This is a genomic window from Ruania rhizosphaerae (assembly GCF_009805705.1).
Taxonomy (GTDB): Bacteria; Actinomycetota; Actinomycetes; order Actinomycetales; family Beutenbergiaceae; genus Ruania; species Ruania rhizosphaerae.
Genome location: NZ_VSMB01000005.1, coordinates 82,895 through 100,096 on the forward strand (window position 1 = coordinate 82,895; position 17,202 = coordinate 100,096).

A 17,202-nucleotide genomic window follows, 5' to 3' on the forward strand; every position below is an offset into this window, starting at 1 on the left:
TTGTCTCAGGTTCGTGAGACCTCCGTTCCTGGTAGCGCAGATGCGGAACGTAGCATGAGATCATGCCGCGTTTCCGGATCAGCGAAGCCGCCGCCCTGCTCGGGGTGAGCGATGACACCGTGCGCCGCCGCATCGACGCCGGTGACCTTCCCGCCGCTACCGATGAGTCCGGCCGCGCGGTCGTGCCAGGGGAGGCGCTCGCGCGGTGGGCGCAGCAGCGAGCCGCTGTGCCTGCTGGGCCGGGACAGAGCGGCGTCTCCAGCGCCCGGAACCGGCTCGAGGGCCTGGTCACCGCGATCACCACCGACACTGTGATGGCCCAGGTGGAACTCCAGTGCGGGCCGTTCCGGATCGTCTCGCTGATGTCCTCGGAAGCCGTGCGTGATCTCGGCCTCGAGGTCGGCTCCCGCGCCGCCGCCGTGGTCAAGGCGACCACGGTGATCGTCGAGGCGCCGAGATGACATCACGACGGCGCAGGCTCGCCGCCGTCGGCGTGCCCGCCCTGGTCGCTGGTCTCCTTGGGCTGGCCGGGTGCGGCACCGCCGCGGCGCCCGAACCAGCGGAATCTCTCACCGTCTACGCCGCAGCCTCCCTGGCCGGGCCCGTCAGCGACCTGCTCGCCGAGTACGCCACCGACCACCCCGAGGTGAGCGTCGAACCCGCTGTCTTCGACGGGTCCTCCACTCTCGTCACCCAGATCAGCGAGGGTGCCGCCCCGGATGTGATCGTCACCGCCAACGAGACCACCATGGCCGACCTGACCGCAGCCGGGCTGGTCGACCAGCCCCATGTCGTCGCCACCAACAGTCTCGTCATCGCCGTCCCCGAAGGGAACCCTGCCGGTATCGCCTCCCTGACCGATCTCGCAGATGTCGACACCGTTCTGTGCGCACCCCAGGTGCCCTGCGGCGACGCCGCCGCCACGCTGCTGCAGCTGAACCAGGTTGAGGTGGATCCCCTCAGTCTCGAGCAGAATGTCACCGCAGCCGCCGAGCGCGTGACGTCCGGCGCAGCCGACGCCGCCCTCGTCTACGCCACTGACGTCGCCTCCCGTGAGGACCAGCTCGACGCGATCGTGCCCGAACACGCCGAGGAAGTCGTCAACCGCTATCCGGCCGCCGCGCTGACCACCGCGGGCCCTGCCGGTGCCGAGTTCCTGGAGCTGCTCGGCTCCGCACGCGGCACTGCGGTGCTCGCTGACTACGGGTTCGGTTCCCGGTGAGCAGCCCGCGCCCGGCACGCGAACCCGGCGGTCGTATCCCGCCGGTGCTCCTGGCTCCCGCAGTCGTCGCCGTCGCGCTGCTCACCCTCCCGCTGCTCGCGCTGCTGCCCCGGGTGGACTGGGCGGGTGCGCCGCAGGCGCTCACCTCACCGGAAGCACTCGCCGCGGTGAGCCTCTCCCTGCGGACCGGACTGGTCGCCGTCGGGTGCTGCCTGATCCTCGGGATCCCGCTCGCACTGGTCCTTGCCCGCGCACCTGGACCGGTCGCGGCCGTGCTGCGGGTGCTGGTGACGCTCCCGCTGGTGCTGCCGCCGCTCGTCGGCGGCCTCGCCTTGCTGTACCTGTTCGGCAGGCAGGGCTGGCTCGGGCAGGCCACGGTCGCCGTCGGGATCTCCGTGCCGTTCACCACGGCGGCGGTGGTGTTGGCGCAGACGTTCGTGGCGCTGCCGTTCCTGGTGATCTCCCTGGAGGGTGCGCTCCGGACTGCAGGCGGGCGCTACGCCTCGGTGGCCGCGACTCTCGGGGCCGGCCGGTGGACGGTGCTGCGCCGGATCACGCTGCCACGGGCCATGCCGGGGCTGATCGCCGGCACCGTGCTCGCGTTCGCGCGGGCCGTCGGGGAGTTCGGCGCCACAGCGATGGTCGCCGGGAATGCCCCCGGGCGCACGCAGACCATCCCGATGGCCATCTACACCGCGTTCAATGGTGCCGGGGTCAGCCGCGACTCGGCCCTGGCGCTCGCCGTGCTGCTGGTGGTCGTCGCGCTGGTGATCCTCATCGGGTTGCGGGACTGGCGCCGCCGGGAGGCCTGGTGAGTGATCTTCACGCCGAGGTGAGCCTGGAGCGCCCCGACTTCCGGCTCCACGTCGAGCTGGAGGTCCCGGCTGGGCGCGTGCTGGCGGTCGTCGGGCCGAATGCGGCCGGCAAGTCGACCCTGCTGCAGGTGCTGGCCGGGCTGGCGCGACCGACATCCGGATCGGTGCGGCTGGGAGAGCGGGTGCTGACCGGGGACGGTCTCCATGTGCCGCCGGAGCGGCGTGGGATCGGGCTGCTCGGCCAGGACCCGCTGCTGTTCGGCCACCTGAGTCTGCTGGAGAACGTCGCCTTCGGTCCGCGGGCGGCGGGGATGCGCCGGGGTCCGGCCCGTGAGTCGGCGGCACGGTGGCTGGAACGGGTGGGGATGGCCGGCCTGGGGGACCGGCGTCCGAGCACGATCTCCGGCGGGCAGGGGCAGCGGGTGGCGCTCGCCCGGGCGCTGGCCGCGCAGCCGCAGGTGCTGCTGCTGGACGAACCGTTGGCCGCTATGGATGCCGAGGCCGCACCGGAGATCCGCCAGCTGCTCGGGGATCAACTCCGCGCGACCCGCACCACGGCGATCGTGGTCTCCCACGACATCCTCGACGCCGCGTTGCTCGCCGACGAGATCATGGTGTTGCGCGACGGAGAGGTGGTCGAGCACGGCCGGGTCGCGCAGGTGCTGGCGGCCCCGGCCACCGCGTTCACCGCGGCGTTGATGGGCGTGACGCTCGTTCCAGGCCGCGCCCGGGGCGGGAACGTGCACACCGTCTGGGGGCCGGTGCCGTCGGAGATTCCGGACGGCGTCCGGTGCGCCGTGCGTGTGCCGCCGGCCGCCGTGGTGGTGACCGGTGAGCGTGACGGCGTGCCGGCCAGAGTGCGGTGGCTCGAACCCGCCGCGGGCGGGATTCGGGCGCGCCTGATCCATGCCGACGGTGCCGACGGTGCGGAGCTGCTCGCCGACGTCGACCCGGCGCAGGTGGCGCCGGGTCTGGAAGTGGGGGCGACCGTGGGGGTGCGGTTGGATCCGGGGCGGGTGAGCGTCGGGGCTGGGTAGATGCTGGTCTGTCCACAACCCGGGCGGACCGGTCCGGCGAAGTGCGGGTGGCGCGCGGTTTCATGCTGTCGTGACCGAAGGGACTGACTACCATGACTGCTATGACCACGCGGGCGCCCGGGTTGCCGCACGGACGGCCACTCACGCGCGCCGACCTGGACGCGCTCGATCCCGATGACGGGCACCGCTACGAGCTCATCGACGGGGTCCTCATCGTGAGCCCGGCGCCGCGCCACATCCATCAGCGGGCCCTGGGCAACCTGCACCTCGTGCTGCGCGCCGCTGCCACGGGCGCCGTCGAGGTCCTCTTTGCGCCCTTCGATGTGGCACTCGCGGACGACACGGTGATGCAGCCGGACCTGCTGGTAGCCCAACGGGAGGCGTTCACGGCGCGGGACCTCCCGACGGCGCCGCTGCTGGCGATCGAGGTGCTCTCGCCCTCGACCCGGGGAATCGACTTGCTGCTGAAGAAGGACCGGCTCGAACGCGCTGGCTGTGCGAACTACTGGGTGGTCGACCCGGACGAGCCGTCGGTCACGGCATGGGCCCTGGCCGAGGGTGCGTTCCGCCAGGCCGCCCGCGCCACGAGTGAGGAAGGGTTCGAGGTCGCCGACCCGTTCCCGATCCGGTTCACTCCGGCGTCGCTGATCGTCTGAGCCGGACGGTGATGGTCGCCCCGCCACCGGGTGTGGGCTGATGTGCGACGGTTCCGCCGTGCGCGGCCACGATGGTTGCCACGATCGCCAGGCCCAGTCCAGAGCCGCCGGAGGAGCGGGTGCGGGAGGTGTCGGGCCGGTAGAAGCGTTCGAAGATCCGGTCGGCGTCCTGTTCGGGCACACCAGGGCCATGATCGACGACCGCCAGCATCGCATCGCCGTCGATCGTGCCCGCGTGCAGCTCGACGGGCGTGCCGGCAGGGGTGTGCTGGACGACGTTGCCGATGAGGTTGGTCACCACCTGCCGCAGCCGGTCGGCGTCGCCGGTCACCCGCACCGGCCCGGAGGCGATCAGTTCCACCGGGCGGGAGGGGTCCAATGCCTTCAGATCCCCGACGGCGTCCCGTGCGATCGCCGTCAGGTCCACGTCGTCGCGGTGCAGGTCCCGGCCCTCGTCGAGGCGTGCGAGGGCGAGCAGGTCGTTCACCAGGGACCCCATCCGGATCGCCTCGCTCTCGATCCGCCCCATGGTGGTGGCCAGCTCCGCCGACGGTACGGCTCCCATGCGGTAGAGCTCTCCGTAGCCCCGGATCGAGGCCAGCGGTGTGCGCAGCTCGTGCGAGGCATCGGAGACGAAGCGTCGCATCCGCGCCTCGGAAGCCGCCTGTGCGGCGAAGGAAGTCTCCAAGTTGGCCACCATCGCATTGAAGGACATCCCCAGGCGGCCCACCTCGGTGGTGTCGGGGGCGACCGGGGCGCGGCGGCTGAGATCTCCGGAGGCGACGGCGGCGGCAGTGTCCTCGATGTCACGCAACCCGCGAAGGGAGCGCTGCACGGCGACGTACCCCGCGGCGGCAGCGAGGGTCACCACGCCCAGGCCCACGAGCAGGGTGAACAGCTGCATCCGGGCGAGGGTCGCCGTCACATCGTCCATTGGGAGGGCGACGGCTACGGTGACGGGCGTGTCCTGGCCGACGAACCCCCGCAGCAACACCATCCGCCACATGGAGGTGCCCTCGACGGAACCGATGGTCTGGGTTTTGCCTGCCAGAGTGTCGAGCTGCTCGTAGGTGACCGACGGGATATCGGGCACTGCGTCGGTCCCGGTGGTGGCGGGGATGTCCATGAACGTGGAGCCGTCGGCGGCCAGCACGCGCACGTAGTAGGTCGTGACCGGTTGCTCCCGTTCGTCCTGCGGGTCGAACGGGCCACGGTTCTCCAGCAACTGGACGGCGTTGTCGAGATTGTCATCGACCTGGGCGATCAGGGACTGCTTGAGCAGCGTCATCGTCACCACGCCGGTGGCCACGAGCGCCGCCACGAGCAGGGCCACCATGATCATCACGAGGCGCACCCGCAGCGGCATCCGCGTCAGGGCAGTGTCGCGCTGCTGGGCAGGCTCCTGCTCCGGCTCGTCGTGTGCCTCACTGTTCACGGAGTACGTACCCCACGCCGCGTTTGGTGTGGATCAACGATCCGGACGGTGAGGACTCGGCGAACGGGGCGTCCACCTTGCGGCGCAGATAGGAGATGTAGGACTCCACGATGGCGCCGTCGCCACCCCAGTTGTAGGCCCAGACATGGTCGAGGATCTGCGCCTTCGACAGCACCCGGCCGGCATTGAGCATCAGATAGCGCAGCAGTGTGAACTCGGTGGGGGAGAGGTCGATCTCCTCACCGGCACGGCGCACCTCGTGCGCATCGTCGTCCATCACCAGGTCACCAACCCGCAGCAGCGATTCCTCCTCGGCTACTGCAGCCGTCTGGGCACGGCGCAGCACCGCGCGAATCCGGGCGATCACCTCATCCAGGCTGAAGGGCTTGGTCACATAGTCGTCGCCGCCGACGGTCAGGCCGGCCACCTTGTCGCCGGTGTCGTCCTTGGCAGTGAGGAACAGCACCGGTACGTGCGTACCGTTCTGGCGCAGCCGCCGGGTCACGGCGAAACCGTCGAGATCGGGCAGCATCACGTCCAGCACGATCAGATCGGGGTCACACTCGCGCGCCAGGCGCAGTGCTTCCTGCCCGTCGGCGGCGACGCTCACCTCGAAGCCGGCGAACCTGAGGGAGGCCGAGAGCAGCTCGCGGATGTTCGGCTCGTCGTCGACCACCAGCAACCGCGCCTCGGCGGAGGTGTCCTGTGCTGTGCTCATGGCTCCAGTCTGCGCGCGATGGCTGGATGTTTCCTGGGAAGGTGCTGGGAGTTGCCTACGTCGCGGTGCTCGATTCCAGGAGAAGGGTCCGAAAGTGAGGGTCAACCCCGTTCAGGGGCCGATTATTCGACCCCTGAGAGGGGGCGACCCCGATTATCGGGCCCATGGAGCGGCTCGGCCCTGAGTGTGGGCCCGCGAACCCGTCGGAACTCGGCCCCGTCGGCTCCGCGACCGGCTGCTACAGGTAGCGCGCCGGGTCGAAGGAGGCGAGCGGGATGATGCGCACGCGCGGCAGTGGCACAGTGAAGGCGTGGATGTCATCCTCCAGGTCCACCACCTCCAGGCCGCGGTCGGCCAGCTCGGCGAACTGGAGGTTGACGAACTCCCGGAACGCGATGAGGCCGACCCGGCGCTCGCCGTCCAGCAAGTCCTCGACCTGGGGGAGGAAGTCGCCGTCGTGGCTGGCCAACAGCACGTCCCCGGGCCGTGAGCGCAACTCGGCGAGCGTGCGCTGGATACCGATGTCGACGACCTTCTCGCCCGGATCGCCTGACAGCGGGATCGGGTGGTAGCCCATCGCGAGCAGCGCCTGCACGAAACTCATCGGCATCTGGCCGTTGGTGGCGTTGAGGAAGAACAGCGCCGTGACCGGATTGCCCCAGCGCGAGCGCGCGTGCTCGGTGATCCGATCCCAGCGCGGGCGTTCGTCCGGGTTGGGGCGGCGTCCCAGCACGCTCATCCCGAGGGTGGCGTCGATGTTCTCACCGTCCACCAGCAGATAGGTGCGGGGGCCGTCCGGGGTCTGCGACATGGACCCACAGTAGTGCGCAGCGTGGGTGGTGCCATCGACACCACCCCACGAAGAAATCCCTCGTCGATGTGGCTGGTCATGTGACCAGCCACATCGACGAGGGATTTCGGGTGGGGGCGCGAAGCGCCCGGGGTGACGTCAGCGGCGCGTCGGGCCGGCGCGTCAGTCGCGCGTCAGCCGGCGCGTGCCTCAGCTGCCGATCTGCCCGGCCGCACCGCCCGACTTCAGCGCTGCCAGGCGTGCCTCCACCTCGAGCGTGTCACCGGTGGTCTCCAGCTCGTCGAACTGAGCGTCGAGCGAGCTGGCAGCGATCTCCGCCTGTCCGGCCACCAGGGCTTCCTGACGGCGCACCTGTTCCTCGTAGCGGGAGAGCTCGCTCGTGGGGTCGAGCACGTTGATCGAGGACACGGCCTCCTGCACCTTCGCCTGTGCCTCGGCCGACTTGGCGCGTGCGGCGAGCTGATCCCGCTTCACCTTGAGCTGCCCGAGCTTGTCCTTCATCACGGCGAGGCCGTTCTTCAGCTTCTCCACGACCTCGTTCTGGGAGGCGAGGATCGGCTCGGCCTGCTTGACCTCGCGCTCGAACTCCAGCTGCTTGCCGAGTGCCACCTTGGCGAGGTTGTCGTAGCGGTCGGCTCCGGCCGCGTCGTTCGCCTGACGCATCTCGTCGGCCTTGCGGGAGGCGGCCAGCGCCTTGTTCCCCCACTCGCGCACGGCGGCGACGTCGTCGTGGTAGTCCTGCTCGGCCAGGCGCAGGTTGCCGATGGTCTGGGCCACGGCCTGCTCGGCCTCGGCGATGTTGTTGGTGTAGTCGCGCACGAGCTGATCGAGCATCTTCTGCGGGTCTTCGGCGCGGTCGATCAGGGAGTTGATGTTCGCCCGGGTGAGCTGGGCGATCCGGCCGAGGATGGTCTGCTTCTCCGTCATGGACGGTCCTTTCGCGTGAAAGTCGGGTCTGTCTCGTGATGTTCAACGTGCGAGTACCCGAGATCGTCTCGGGCGGGTGTCCCTCTCAGAAGCGACCACCACCTCCTCGTCCGCGGCCACCGCCGCCTCCGAAACCGCCGCCGAAGCCGCCTCCGCCGCCGCGCGAGCGACTGCCGCCGAAGCCACCGTTGAAACCGCCACCGAAGCCGCCGAGACCGCCGAGCCCGCCGCCTCTGCTACGACCGCCCCCGAGTGTCTGGCCGAGGATGCCGCCGAGGATCAGCGAACCGACATCGACCCCGGATCCTCCGCGCCGCCCGTAGCTGCTGCGACCGCCGTATCCGCTGCCACCGAAGCCACCGTCATGGTGGCTCTCCTCCCAGCGGCGTACGTCCGCGTGAGCGAGGTCGCGTGCCTGCGAGGCTGCGTGCCAGGCGTTGTTGATCCGTTCGATGGTGCGGGCAGGATCGGACTCCCGATCGGTGCGCGCCTGCCCGAGCAGATCCGTCGCATCGGCCAGCCGGGTGCGCGCCTGCGGGCCGATGGCCCCGCGATGGGTCTCGATGTAGGCGTTGACCTGCCGGATGAGGTCCTCAGTCCGTTGCAACCCGGCCGGGATCTTCGCGACCGCTCGTTGCCGGGACTCGGCCTCCTCCCGGTGAGGTGCCAGGGCGTCGTCGAGGGCATCCTCGGCTCCGGTGATCTCGGCGAGAGCGGCGATCGGGTCCCCGCTCTCGCGGGCCGCCTCGGCCTGCTCGATCGCGGCATGCGCTCGCGGGAGCAGTCCCTGCACCCGCGAGTCCTGGCCGGCGAGCCGCTCCACATCCACCAGGTCGGCCCGGATGGAGGCCAGGGCCGGATCCAGCTTCGAGCGGGCCTCCGCCAGCTGCAGGCTGCCGTGGTGCACCGACTCGACCAGTGCCACGGCCTGGCCGAGTGCGTCTTCGGCGGTGCGCACATAGGCCACCGCCCCGCTTCGGTCCTCCTCGGCGAGCCGGTCGCGACCGGCTCGCACCGCCTCCGTCGCAGCCGTGAGGAGCTGACGCGCCTGGTCGGGCGCCTTGGCCACCGACTCCAGCGCCGTGGCCGGATACGTGGCACGCAGCTGGCCGAGCGCGTGCTCGGCCGGGCCGATGGTGTCGGCGATCTCCTGGACGCGCTGCTCGATCTCATCGAGCGCTTGCGGAGCGCGGGCTTGCACATTGCGCAGTTCGGCGAAGCCCTCCGCCTGGTCATCCAGGGCCTGGTCCGCCTCGTCGCAGAGGGTGAGAATGCGGATGAGCTGGGCACGTTGCTCAGACTCTGAGGTCGCAGACCCGGCACCCTCGAGCCGGTTCTGCGTCGCGAACGCCTCACCCAACTGCTTCTTCGCACCGTCCAGCGTCGAACGGAACTCCTGGATCGCCTGCAAACCGAACTGCGCTTCGGCGAAGGCGAGTTCCTGCTCGGAGCTGCGGACGGCGTCGTCCAGGGCAACCAGGGCCGAGCCGGCCCGCTGCTCCAGCTCTGGTAACGGCACCTGCGCCAGCTGTGCCTCCAGCGAATCCGGCGGAGGCGGTGGCGTCGCAGGCCGTCCGGACGCGCCGCCCCGGGCTGGAGCGCCCGCCCGCCGCCGCGAGCGCGACCAGGAGCGCAGCACCACGACGGCGATGATGACGACCACACCGCCACCGAGCAGCCACCAGATCGTCGATCCGCCCGATCCACCTGACCCCCCGGTCGCCTCGTCCCGCAGCCCGTCGGCGAACGCGATCGCGGCCCCGGACCAGTCGTCGGTGGCCAGGTAGTTCTCGGCGTCGGCCGCGACCCGTTGGACCTGGGCGTCGGTGAGTGGGAAGCCTTGGTCCAGCGACCAGGAGTACGCGCGGTCCTCGACGGCGACCGCGAGCAGCGCGTCGTTGACCCCCAGGTCGGACATGAGGGCCGTCTCGTCCGCCCAGGCCTGCGCTGTCGCCCCGTCGAAGGAGTCCACGTAGACCACGAACAGGTCCAGATCGGTCTCCGTGGCAAGCCGCTCGGTCGCGGCCTCGACGTCCGTATCCGCCGAGAGGACCGCATCGGAGGTGCGGTCCTCCACGTGACTTCCCACACGGAAGGGCTCCTCCGCCAGCCCGGGCGCCGCCGTCAGCAATGTCAGGATCCCGGCAGAGGCGGCGACGGCGAGCAGGCGCGAGATGGTGCGGTTCACTCCTCGATCTTCGCCGTTCGGCCGCGCCGGCGCAATGACACCCGGAGGGCAGGCCTGACCACATCGGCGCTGCGCCGCACGAACACGGCGTTGTGACCGCTGTCACGAGCCGATTGGGTTGTGCCGACATCCGGAGCTATGTTGCCTGCCGTGCCCCAGAATCCTTCCCTCGAACACGTCACTCCGATGGTTACGGTGATCCAGCACCAGGACGACGTCCCGCTGGGCCTGCTCGCCGAGACCCTGGCCGACGTGGACGTGCGTATCGTGCGACCCGACGCCGGTGACCCGTTGCCCACCGCTGCCGAGATCGATGCCCTGATCGTGCTCGGCGGCACCATGGCTGCGATCGACGATGCCGAGCACCCGTGGTTGCCGGCGGTGCGCGACCTGCTGGCCGATGCCGTCGATCGCGACGTCCCCACACTGGCGATCTGCCTCGGGGCCCAGATGCTTGCCCTCGCCGGTGGCGGGCAGCTCGAGGTGTCGGCGCCGATCGGACCCGAGCGTGGCGTAGTCGAGGTGCGGATGCGCCCGGACGCGTACAAGGACCCAGTGCTCGGCCCCCTCGCTGAGGCGATCGGGCGGGACGTGCCGGTGCCCTCGATGCACAGCGACGCGATCACCGTGCTACCCAAGAGCGCCACCTGGCTCGCGTCCTCGCTGCAGTACCCCTACCAGGCGTTCCGGCTCCGCAGCGCCCTGGGCCTGCAGTTCCACCCGGAGGCGGACGAGGAGATCATGCGCCGGTGGGCCGTCAGCGAGGGGCTCGACCCCGAGGAACTGGCCTCCGGCTATGACAGTCACCGCGAGGCGCTCGCGATGGTGGCCAAGCAGGTCGGAGTCGCGTTCACCGCGCAGATTCGCCGGCAGGTGAGTGCGGCGGGTTTCGGCCTCTGACGCGCGCTCAGCGCATCGTCTGGTCCAGGAACTCCCACACCCGCGCCTGCAGCTCGGGCCCGAACGCGTGTGGCGCATCCAGGAACACCCCTCGATAGGCCGATGCTGCCCCCGCCTGCTCGTATCGGGCGGTGATGCGCTCGTGTGCGGCCCGCATGCCCGCGATCGGAAACAGTGCGTCGCGTTCGCCGTAGCCCACCAGCAGCGGCCGGGGGGCGGCTGCGGCCGCGATGTCGGGCCAGTCAGCCACCCGCCCGATCCCCGGGTTCATCATCATCCACGTGTGCGTGTGCACGAAGCCGTCGAGGATCTCCTCGAACGCGGCCATCATGCACAGCACGGCGGCCGCACGCACCCGGTCGCTCAACGCCGTCAGCAAGGCGGCGCGTGCGCCTCCACCGGAGAGCCCGAGGACGGCGACCCCTCCGCCCTGTACATCGGCCCGCCTGGCGAGCAGGTCGACGGCGATGAGATCCTCCCGGGCGACCATCCCGCCCCAGGAGGTGCCCAGCACGCCCAGCAGCTTGGCCATCGCGTCCTCGTGCGGGCCGGCGTGGACGTCGTAGCGTTCGGCCTCACTGAGATCCCGCCCTCCTCGTTGCGCTTGCGCCTCTGCCTGGGCGAGCTGCAACTCGGCGACGGCCCTCGTGCGGCCGGGCATCGCCGTCACCGGGATGCGCCTGCTGCCCCAGCCGAAGGCGTCATGGGCGAGCACGGTGTACCCGCGGCGGGCGAGATCGTCGGCCACGGCGCGCCCGCCGTACCCAGTCTCGCGGGTCCGCAGCACCCCGGCTGGCGTGGGATCGGGCCCGTCAGCCACCTTCTCCTTGCCGACGTACTTCACCCCGCCGTGGCAGTGCAGCACCACGGCCCCGGGGAGCGGGTCGGTCTCGCCGGCGGGGCGTAGCAGCCGTCCGCGCGCCGGTGACCCGACGCCGGTGTCCCACTCCAGCTCCACCCCGGTGACGCCGTCCCGCGTCCAGGCCGCGACCTCCTGCGCCTCGGGCAACTCAGGCTCGGTCCATACGCCGAGGGTGTCGATCAACCGCTGCCGGATCTGAGCGCCGGAGGGCTCGTCGGAGCCGAACAGCGGGCCATGTGATCGAGCCAGGTCCAACAGGCCGGACAGGCCCGTTAGATCGGCTGGTTCGGCAGGCTCTGGCAGGCGGGTGGGTTCGGTGGGTGCTGTGCGGTCGGTGTTCACGGTGTGTCCGGTCGTCGGTGGCATCGGTGCTCCGCCCAGCACACTAACGGGTTCTCCGATTTCATGTAAGCGGTTCCATGAGCGGGTATCTATGGTTTATAGTCCATCAGGTCATCAGCAAGTAACCGGTTTCACGATGTCGTGACCATGATTCAAGGGAGTCGACGATGACTCAGCTCAGCAGGCGGGGATTCCTCGCCGCCGCCGGAACGGTCAGCGTGGGAGCGCTGACCGCCTGCGGTTCGAACAGCAGTGGATCGAGCTCGGAAGCCGTTGAGCTCACCGTGATGGCGTGGGCAGACGCCGGCCAGGCCGAACGCTACGAGCAAGAGTTCGCCACCTTCACCGAGAAGAACCCCGAGATTGCTGTCTCGCTCGAGTGGATGGATGTGGGCAGCTACCAGGACAAGCTCAACACCCTCTTCGCTGCCGGCGACCCGCCGGACGTGATGTTCATGGTCGGACGATGGCTGGGGGAGTATGCCACCCGCGGCGTGCTGGCCGACCTGAGCGCTTCGGACCAGCTCGACTTCTCCACGATGAACTCCGGTCTGCTGCTGCAGGGGCAGTACCAGGGAGCGCAGTACGCGGTGCCGACCGGCTCCACGGCGATCGCGATGATCTACAACACGCGGATCGTTGCCGATGCCGGGCTGGAACTTCCCGACGACCGCACGTGGACGTGGGCGGACTATGCCGAGTTCAACGCCCAGATCTACGACGCGACCGGTGTGCACGGTGCCGGCTTCTACGTGCCGTGGTTGCCGACGATCACGCAGTACACGCGCCAGCACGGGCAGGATCTGTTCACCACCGACGGCACACTCGGGGTGAGCGGCGAGACGATCACCGAGTACTTCCAGATGATCACCGATATGCGCGCGACCGGGGCCTTCGCTCCTCCCGGTTCGCTGGAGGACAACGGCACCTCGGTGGAGCAGTCGCCGCTGGGCCGGGACTTCATCGCCTCGCAGATCATCCCCTCGAACACCTTCGGCGACTACAACTCCGTGATGGGCGGCGATCTGGTGCTGCGCCGGCTGCCCGGTGAGACCGAGGGCCCGCGCCCCGGCTATACGGTGACGCCCACCCTGCTGTGGTGCCAGGCGGAGGCGTCCGAGCACCCCGCGGAGGCGGCCCGGCTGATCGACTTCCTCACCAACGATCCGGACTCCTTCGCGGCCCGTTCCACGCTGCTCGGGGTGCCGATCAACGCCGATGTCGCCGAGGAGGTCTCCACCGGCCTCGATGAGGACGCCCATGAGTTCGTCGATTTCACGGTTGCGCTGCAGGAAGAGGAGCTGGCGCCGTACGAGATGGAACCGGCCGGGGCGGGTGAGGTGCAGAACATCCTCGTGTCCCTGTCCACCGAGGTGGAGTTCGAGCGGATGACGCCGCAGCAGGCCGGCGAGGAGTTCATGAGCCAGGCCGGCGCGGCCCTCGAGGATGCGGGCTGAGCCCGATGGCCACCCTCACCGCTCCGCCTCGCCCGCGCACGTCTGCCGCTCTCTCAGAACCTTCCCGACGGCGTCGCTCGGCCGGGCAGGACAACGCCGCCTACGTGATGCTCATCCCGTGGGTCATCGGGATGCTGTTCACCCTGATCCCGTTCGGCGTCTCGCTCTACCTGGCCTTCACCGACTACAACCTGCTCCAGCCGGCCGAGTTCGTGGGCTGGGACAACTTCGTCGCGTTCGTGAACGATCCCAAGGCGATGACCGCCGCGGAGGTGACGCTGCGGTACACCTTCATCGCGGTTCCCATCTCCCTGGTGGCCGCGCTCGGGGTTGCCCTGCTGCTGAACCGCGGCGTGCGGGGCCTGAAGTTCTACCGGTCGGCGTTCTACCTGCCGTCCCTGATCGGCGCGAGCGTCGCGATCGTGATGCTGTGGCGTTCGATCTTCGGCTTCGACGGGATCGTCAACGGGTTCCTCGCCCGGTTCGGGATCGAGGGGCCGAGCTGGACCTCGGACCCCTCCTGGGCGCTGGTCACCCTCATCACGTTGAGCGTGTGGGGCTTCGGTGCCGCGATGGTGATCTTCCTGGCGGGGCTGCGGCAGATCCCGCGGATGTACTACGAGGCAGCATCGGTGGACGGCGCCACCCCGGTCCGGCAGTTCGTGTCGATCACGCTGCCGCTACTGAGCCCGGTGCTGTTCTTCAACCTGGTACTCGGGCTGATCGGGTCGCTGCAGACCTTCACCCAGGCGTACGTGTTCAGCGGCGGCACCGGCGGCCCGGCCGACTCCACGCTGTTCTTCAACCTCTACCTGTACCAGCAGGGGTTCCAGCAGTTCGATATGGGCTACGCCTCCGCGCTGGCCTGGGTGATGTTCGTGGTGATCGCCATCTTCACCGCGATCAACTTCCTCGTCTCGACGTATTGGGTCTTCTACAATGACTGAGCTCACCGCACCTCGTACGACCCGGAGCACGTGGCGAGCGATCGCCCAGAAGCTCGGCAGCGATGCGGTCTACACCGAAGAGCTCACCGGCACCCCGGCCACCCGGTTCCTGCGCCATGTGGTGCTGCTCGGCCTCGGGTTGTTCATGATGTACCCGCTGCTGTGGATGCTCTCGGCGTCCTTCAAACCCAGCGGGGACGTGTTCAGCGACACCGGCCTCATCCCGGCCGCCACCGACTGGTCGAACTACGGCACCGGGTGGAACGCTCTCGAGCACGGATTCCAGCTGTACCTGTTCAACTCGCTGCTGCTGGCGGTGGCGAACATCGTGGGGAACGTGTTCTCGTGTTCGATCACGGCCTACGTCTTCGCCCGGTTGCGCTTTCGCGGGCGGCGGCTGATGTTCGCGCTGACCCTCGCCACGATGCTGCTGCCCTCGCACGTCGTGCTGATCCCGCAATACGTGGTCTTCTCCAAACTCGGCTGGATCAACACCTATCTGCCGTTGATCGTGCCGGCGTTCCTGGCGACGAATGCGTTCTTCGTGTTCCTCCTCGTGCAGTTCATGCGGGCGTTGCCGATGGAACTGCAGGACGCAGCGAAGATCGACGGTTGCGGTGCCATCCGCACCTACTGGTCGGTCATCATGCCGCTCACGGTCCCGGCCCTGGCGACAGTCTCGATCTTCACGTTCATCGCCAGCTGGAACGAGTTCTTCGGTCCGTTGCTCTACCTCACGGACCAGAAGCTGTTCACCGTGCCGCTCGCCCTGCGCCAGTTCATCGCGGCCGAGGGGTCGAGCGCATGGGGGCCGATGTTCGCGATGTCGGTGCTCTCGTTGCTCCCGGTGATCGGGTTCTTCTTCATCGGTCAGCGCTACCTGATCAACGGCATCGCCACCACGGGGATGAAGTGAGTACCCCGGATGCCACGGCGGGCTGATCGCAGGCAGGTCTCCGGCGTGGGCGGTGCCGGCCGCGGATACGCTGGGGCCATGGCTGGTCGGGTCGGCGTGACGATCGCGGACGTGGCTCGGCTGGCGGGTGTCAGCTCAGCCACGGTCTCACGGGCGCTCAACGGGCATCCCTCGGTGACCGCCGAGACCGAGCAGAAGGTGCGCCAGGCCGCCGGCCAGCTCGACTACGTGCCCAGCAATGTGGCGCGCAGTCTCTCCTTGGGCAGGACGCACACGGTGGCCCTGCTCATGCCTGACCTGTCGAATCCCATGTTCCAGCAGGTGCTGCGCGGCGTGAACCGCGCGGCAGCCGCCGAGGGATATCGGGTGCTGGTCACCGACAGCATCGAGGATCCCGATCGGGAGGCCGAACTGGCGATCGAGGCCAGGCGGCGATGCGATGCCCTGATCCTGTGCTCGCCGCGCATGTCAGCACCCGAGCTGCACCGGGTCCTGACGGCGACGCAACCGGTGGTGCTGGTGAACCGGGAGGCGGAGGCCGGTGGGACGCCGTCGGTCATCGTGGACTACGCCACAGGTGTGCGCCTGCTCGCCGAGCGTTTGATCGACCTGGGGCACCGGCGGCTGCTCTACCTCGCGGGACCGGCTGCGAGCCTGACGAATGCAGCACGGGTGCACTCGTTGCGTGCGGTGGAGCGGGAGAACCCGGGAGTCGCTGTGGAGGTGGTGGCCTGCGGTGGTTCCATCGAGGACGGGTCCGCTGCTCTCGGGCCGGTGCTGGCCTCCGGGGCCACCGCAGTGATCGCCTACAACGACGTGATCGCCTTCGGCCTGCTCGGCAAGCTGAACGAGGCCGGCGTGCGCATCCCGGAGGATCTCTCACTCGCCGGCTTCGACGACATCTCCTTCGCCCGCTACTCCACCCCACCGTTGACGACGATGGCGGTGCCGCAGACCGAACTGGGCAGGCTCGCCTTCGACCAGCTCACACGGGTGCTCGAGGGTGCCACGGACCTTCCGGTGCTGCGGTTCACGCCTCGGCTGGTCGAACGCGGAAGCATCGGCCTGGCCCCGCGCGAGAGTGTGGAGCCGCGGTTGCTGGAGGAGTCGCCGGCGCCCTTCGCGTGGCACCGTGACGAGGACGTGGCCGCGACTCTCGAACTCGCCGGATCGGTGCTCGCCCGGTATGAGCGACGGCCGGTGATGCCGGACCTGTACTCGCCGCGCCCCTATCTCCACCCCCTGTACACCTTGGCGGGAGTCCCCCTCACCGCCGCCAGCCCACCGTTGCACCGGCACCAGCACGGGCTCTCGTTCGCGGTGCCGCTGGTGAACGGGACGAGCTACTGGGGAGGTCGTACCCACGTACGGGATGTCGGCCCGGTGCTGCTGCCCAACCACGGCTCGCAGTTGGGGCATGACGCCGCCGTGGCGGGAACCGAGCTGACCGAACGCCTGCGCTGGCACGCCGAGGACGGCGCCGTGCAGCTGGAGGAGGAGCGGATCCTGACGGCGCAGCTACTGACCGACAATGCCGGGTGGCGGTTGCGATGGCGTAGCGACCTGACGGCGACCCCTGGGCGCGTGGTGATCGAGAGCCCGCACGCCAGCGGTCGCGCCGATGCCGGCTACGGCGGAATCTTCTGGCGCTTCGCCGATGCCGAGGGCGTCGAGGCGTTCACGGCGGGCGGGGCCGATCCGCATGGGGCTCGCACCCCGTGGCTCGTGCTCCGGTGCCACGGCGAGCGCCCGTGGTCGGTGGTGCTGACGCAGGTGGGTTCCGAGCTGGTGCCGTGGCACGTGCGGCTGGGGGAGTACGTTGCGGCGGGTCCGGCGATCGCATGGGACGGGCCGATCGCCCTGGAAGCAGGGCAGAAGCTCGCTGTCGGTCTGGATGCCGTGATCCTGGACCGGGTGGTGACCCCGGACGATGTCGAGGACCTGCGTGCGTCCTGACCAGCTTTCGGAT

The 17,202-nt window shown here is 69.6% G+C and carries 16 protein-coding genes; 10 read left to right on the plus strand and 6 right to left on the minus strand.

Features of this window, described 5'->3' with window-relative positions:
- Positions 1-62: 62 nt before the first annotated feature.
- The 5 genes from FV560_RS09225 (at position 63) to FV560_RS09245 (ending at position 3,730) form a co-directional block, all read left to right on the plus strand.
- Positions 63-461 carry a TOBE domain-containing protein gene (locus tag FV560_RS09225; protein ID WP_159621237.1) on the plus strand — a complete coding sequence of 133 codons (399 nt, stop codon included), beginning with the start codon at positions 63-65 and terminating at the stop codon, positions 459-461.
- Positions 458-1,222 carry a molybdate ABC transporter substrate-binding protein gene (gene modA / locus FV560_RS09230; protein WP_159621238.1) on the plus strand — a complete coding sequence of 255 codons (765 nt, stop codon included), beginning with the start codon at positions 458-460 and terminating at the stop codon, positions 1,220-1,222. Before FV560_RS09225 ends, modA begins: the two co-directional genes overlap by 4 nt.
- Positions 1,219-2,037, plus strand: a complete 819-nt coding sequence (locus FV560_RS09235) for an ABC transporter permease (RefSeq protein WP_159621239.1) — start codon at positions 1,219-1,221, stop codon at positions 2,035-2,037. The genes modA and FV560_RS09235 overlap by 4 nt, the downstream gene beginning before the upstream one ends.
- Positions 2,034-3,074, plus strand: a complete 1,041-nt coding sequence (locus FV560_RS09240) for a sulfate/molybdate ABC transporter ATP-binding protein (RefSeq protein ID WP_159621240.1) — start codon at positions 2,034-2,036, stop codon at positions 3,072-3,074. Before FV560_RS09235 ends, FV560_RS09240 begins: the two co-directional genes overlap by 4 nt.
- A 101-nt stretch (positions 3,075-3,175) precedes the next feature.
- A complete protein-coding gene (locus FV560_RS09245) occupies positions 3,176-3,730 on the plus strand; it encodes a Uma2 family endonuclease (protein WP_200837592.1) in 555 nt (184 codons plus the stop codon).
- On the opposite strand, the gene FV560_RS09250 is transcribed toward FV560_RS09245, so the two are convergent.
- The 5 genes from FV560_RS09250 to FV560_RS09270 form a co-directional block, all read right to left on the minus strand.
- Positions 3,705-5,165 carry a sensor histidine kinase gene (locus FV560_RS09250; RefSeq protein ID WP_235020031.1) on the minus strand — a complete coding sequence of 487 codons (1,461 nt, stop codon included), beginning with the start codon at positions 5,163-5,165 and terminating at the stop codon, positions 3,705-3,707. The genes FV560_RS09245 and FV560_RS09250 overlap by 26 nt on opposite strands.
- Positions 5,155-5,883: a response regulator transcription factor gene (locus FV560_RS09255; RefSeq protein WP_159621242.1), complete on the minus strand. Its 729-nt coding sequence runs from the start codon at positions 5,881-5,883 to the stop codon at positions 5,155-5,157. Before FV560_RS09255 ends, FV560_RS09250 begins: the two co-directional genes overlap by 11 nt.
- Positions 5,884-6,121: 238 nt before the next feature.
- Entirely contained in the window at positions 6,122-6,694 is a 573-nt protein-coding gene (locus tag FV560_RS09260) for an NYN domain-containing protein (protein ID WP_159621243.1), read from the minus strand.
- A gap of 189 nt (positions 6,695-6,883) precedes the next feature.
- A complete protein-coding gene (locus FV560_RS09265; RefSeq protein ID WP_159621244.1) occupies positions 6,884-7,621 on the minus strand; it encodes a PspA/IM30 family protein in 738 nt (245 codons plus the stop codon).
- An 85-nt stretch (positions 7,622-7,706) separates the two neighbouring features.
- Entirely contained in the window at positions 7,707-9,809 is a 2,103-nt protein-coding gene (locus FV560_RS09270) for a TPM domain-containing protein (RefSeq protein ID WP_159621245.1), read from the minus strand.
- A 150-nt stretch (positions 9,810-9,959) separates the two neighbouring features.
- Between FV560_RS09270 and FV560_RS09275 the strand changes: the two genes are divergently transcribed.
- Positions 9,960-10,709 carry a type 1 glutamine amidotransferase gene (locus FV560_RS09275; protein ID WP_235020032.1) on the plus strand — a complete coding sequence of 250 codons (750 nt, stop codon included), beginning with the start codon at positions 9,960-9,962 and terminating at the stop codon, positions 10,707-10,709.
- A gap of 7 nt (positions 10,710-10,716) precedes the next feature.
- Here the strand turns inward: FV560_RS09275 and FV560_RS09280 are convergent, their stop codons facing one another.
- Complete coding sequence (locus tag FV560_RS09280) at positions 10,717-11,937, minus strand: dienelactone hydrolase family protein (RefSeq protein ID WP_159621246.1); 1,221 nt, start codon at positions 11,935-11,937, stop codon at positions 10,717-10,719.
- Between the two features lie 143 nt (positions 11,938-12,080).
- Here FV560_RS09280 and FV560_RS09285 point away from each other — a divergent pair, with 143 nt between their 5' ends.
- From FV560_RS09285 to FV560_RS09300, 4 genes are all read left to right on the plus strand, one after another.
- On the plus strand, positions 12,081-13,370 hold the full coding sequence (locus FV560_RS09285) for an ABC transporter substrate-binding protein (RefSeq protein ID WP_159621247.1): 1,290 nt from the start codon (positions 12,081-12,083) through the stop codon (positions 13,368-13,370).
- A 5-nt stretch (positions 13,371-13,375) separates the two neighbouring features.
- The gene (locus tag FV560_RS09290; RefSeq protein ID WP_159621248.1) at positions 13,376-14,317 is read left to right on the plus strand and encodes a carbohydrate ABC transporter permease; all 942 of its coding nucleotides are present in this window, start codon (positions 13,376-13,378) and stop codon (positions 14,315-14,317) included.
- On the plus strand, positions 14,310-15,233 hold the full coding sequence (locus tag FV560_RS09295) for a carbohydrate ABC transporter permease (protein WP_159621249.1): 924 nt from the start codon (positions 14,310-14,312) through the stop codon (positions 15,231-15,233). Before FV560_RS09290 ends, FV560_RS09295 begins: the two co-directional genes overlap by 8 nt.
- Before the next feature lie 78 nt (positions 15,234-15,311).
- The gene (locus FV560_RS09300) at positions 15,312-17,189 is read left to right on the plus strand and encodes a DUF6807 family protein (protein ID WP_159621250.1); all 1,878 of its coding nucleotides are present in this window, start codon (positions 15,312-15,314) and stop codon (positions 17,187-17,189) included.
- Positions 17,190-17,202 lie beyond the last annotated feature (13 nt).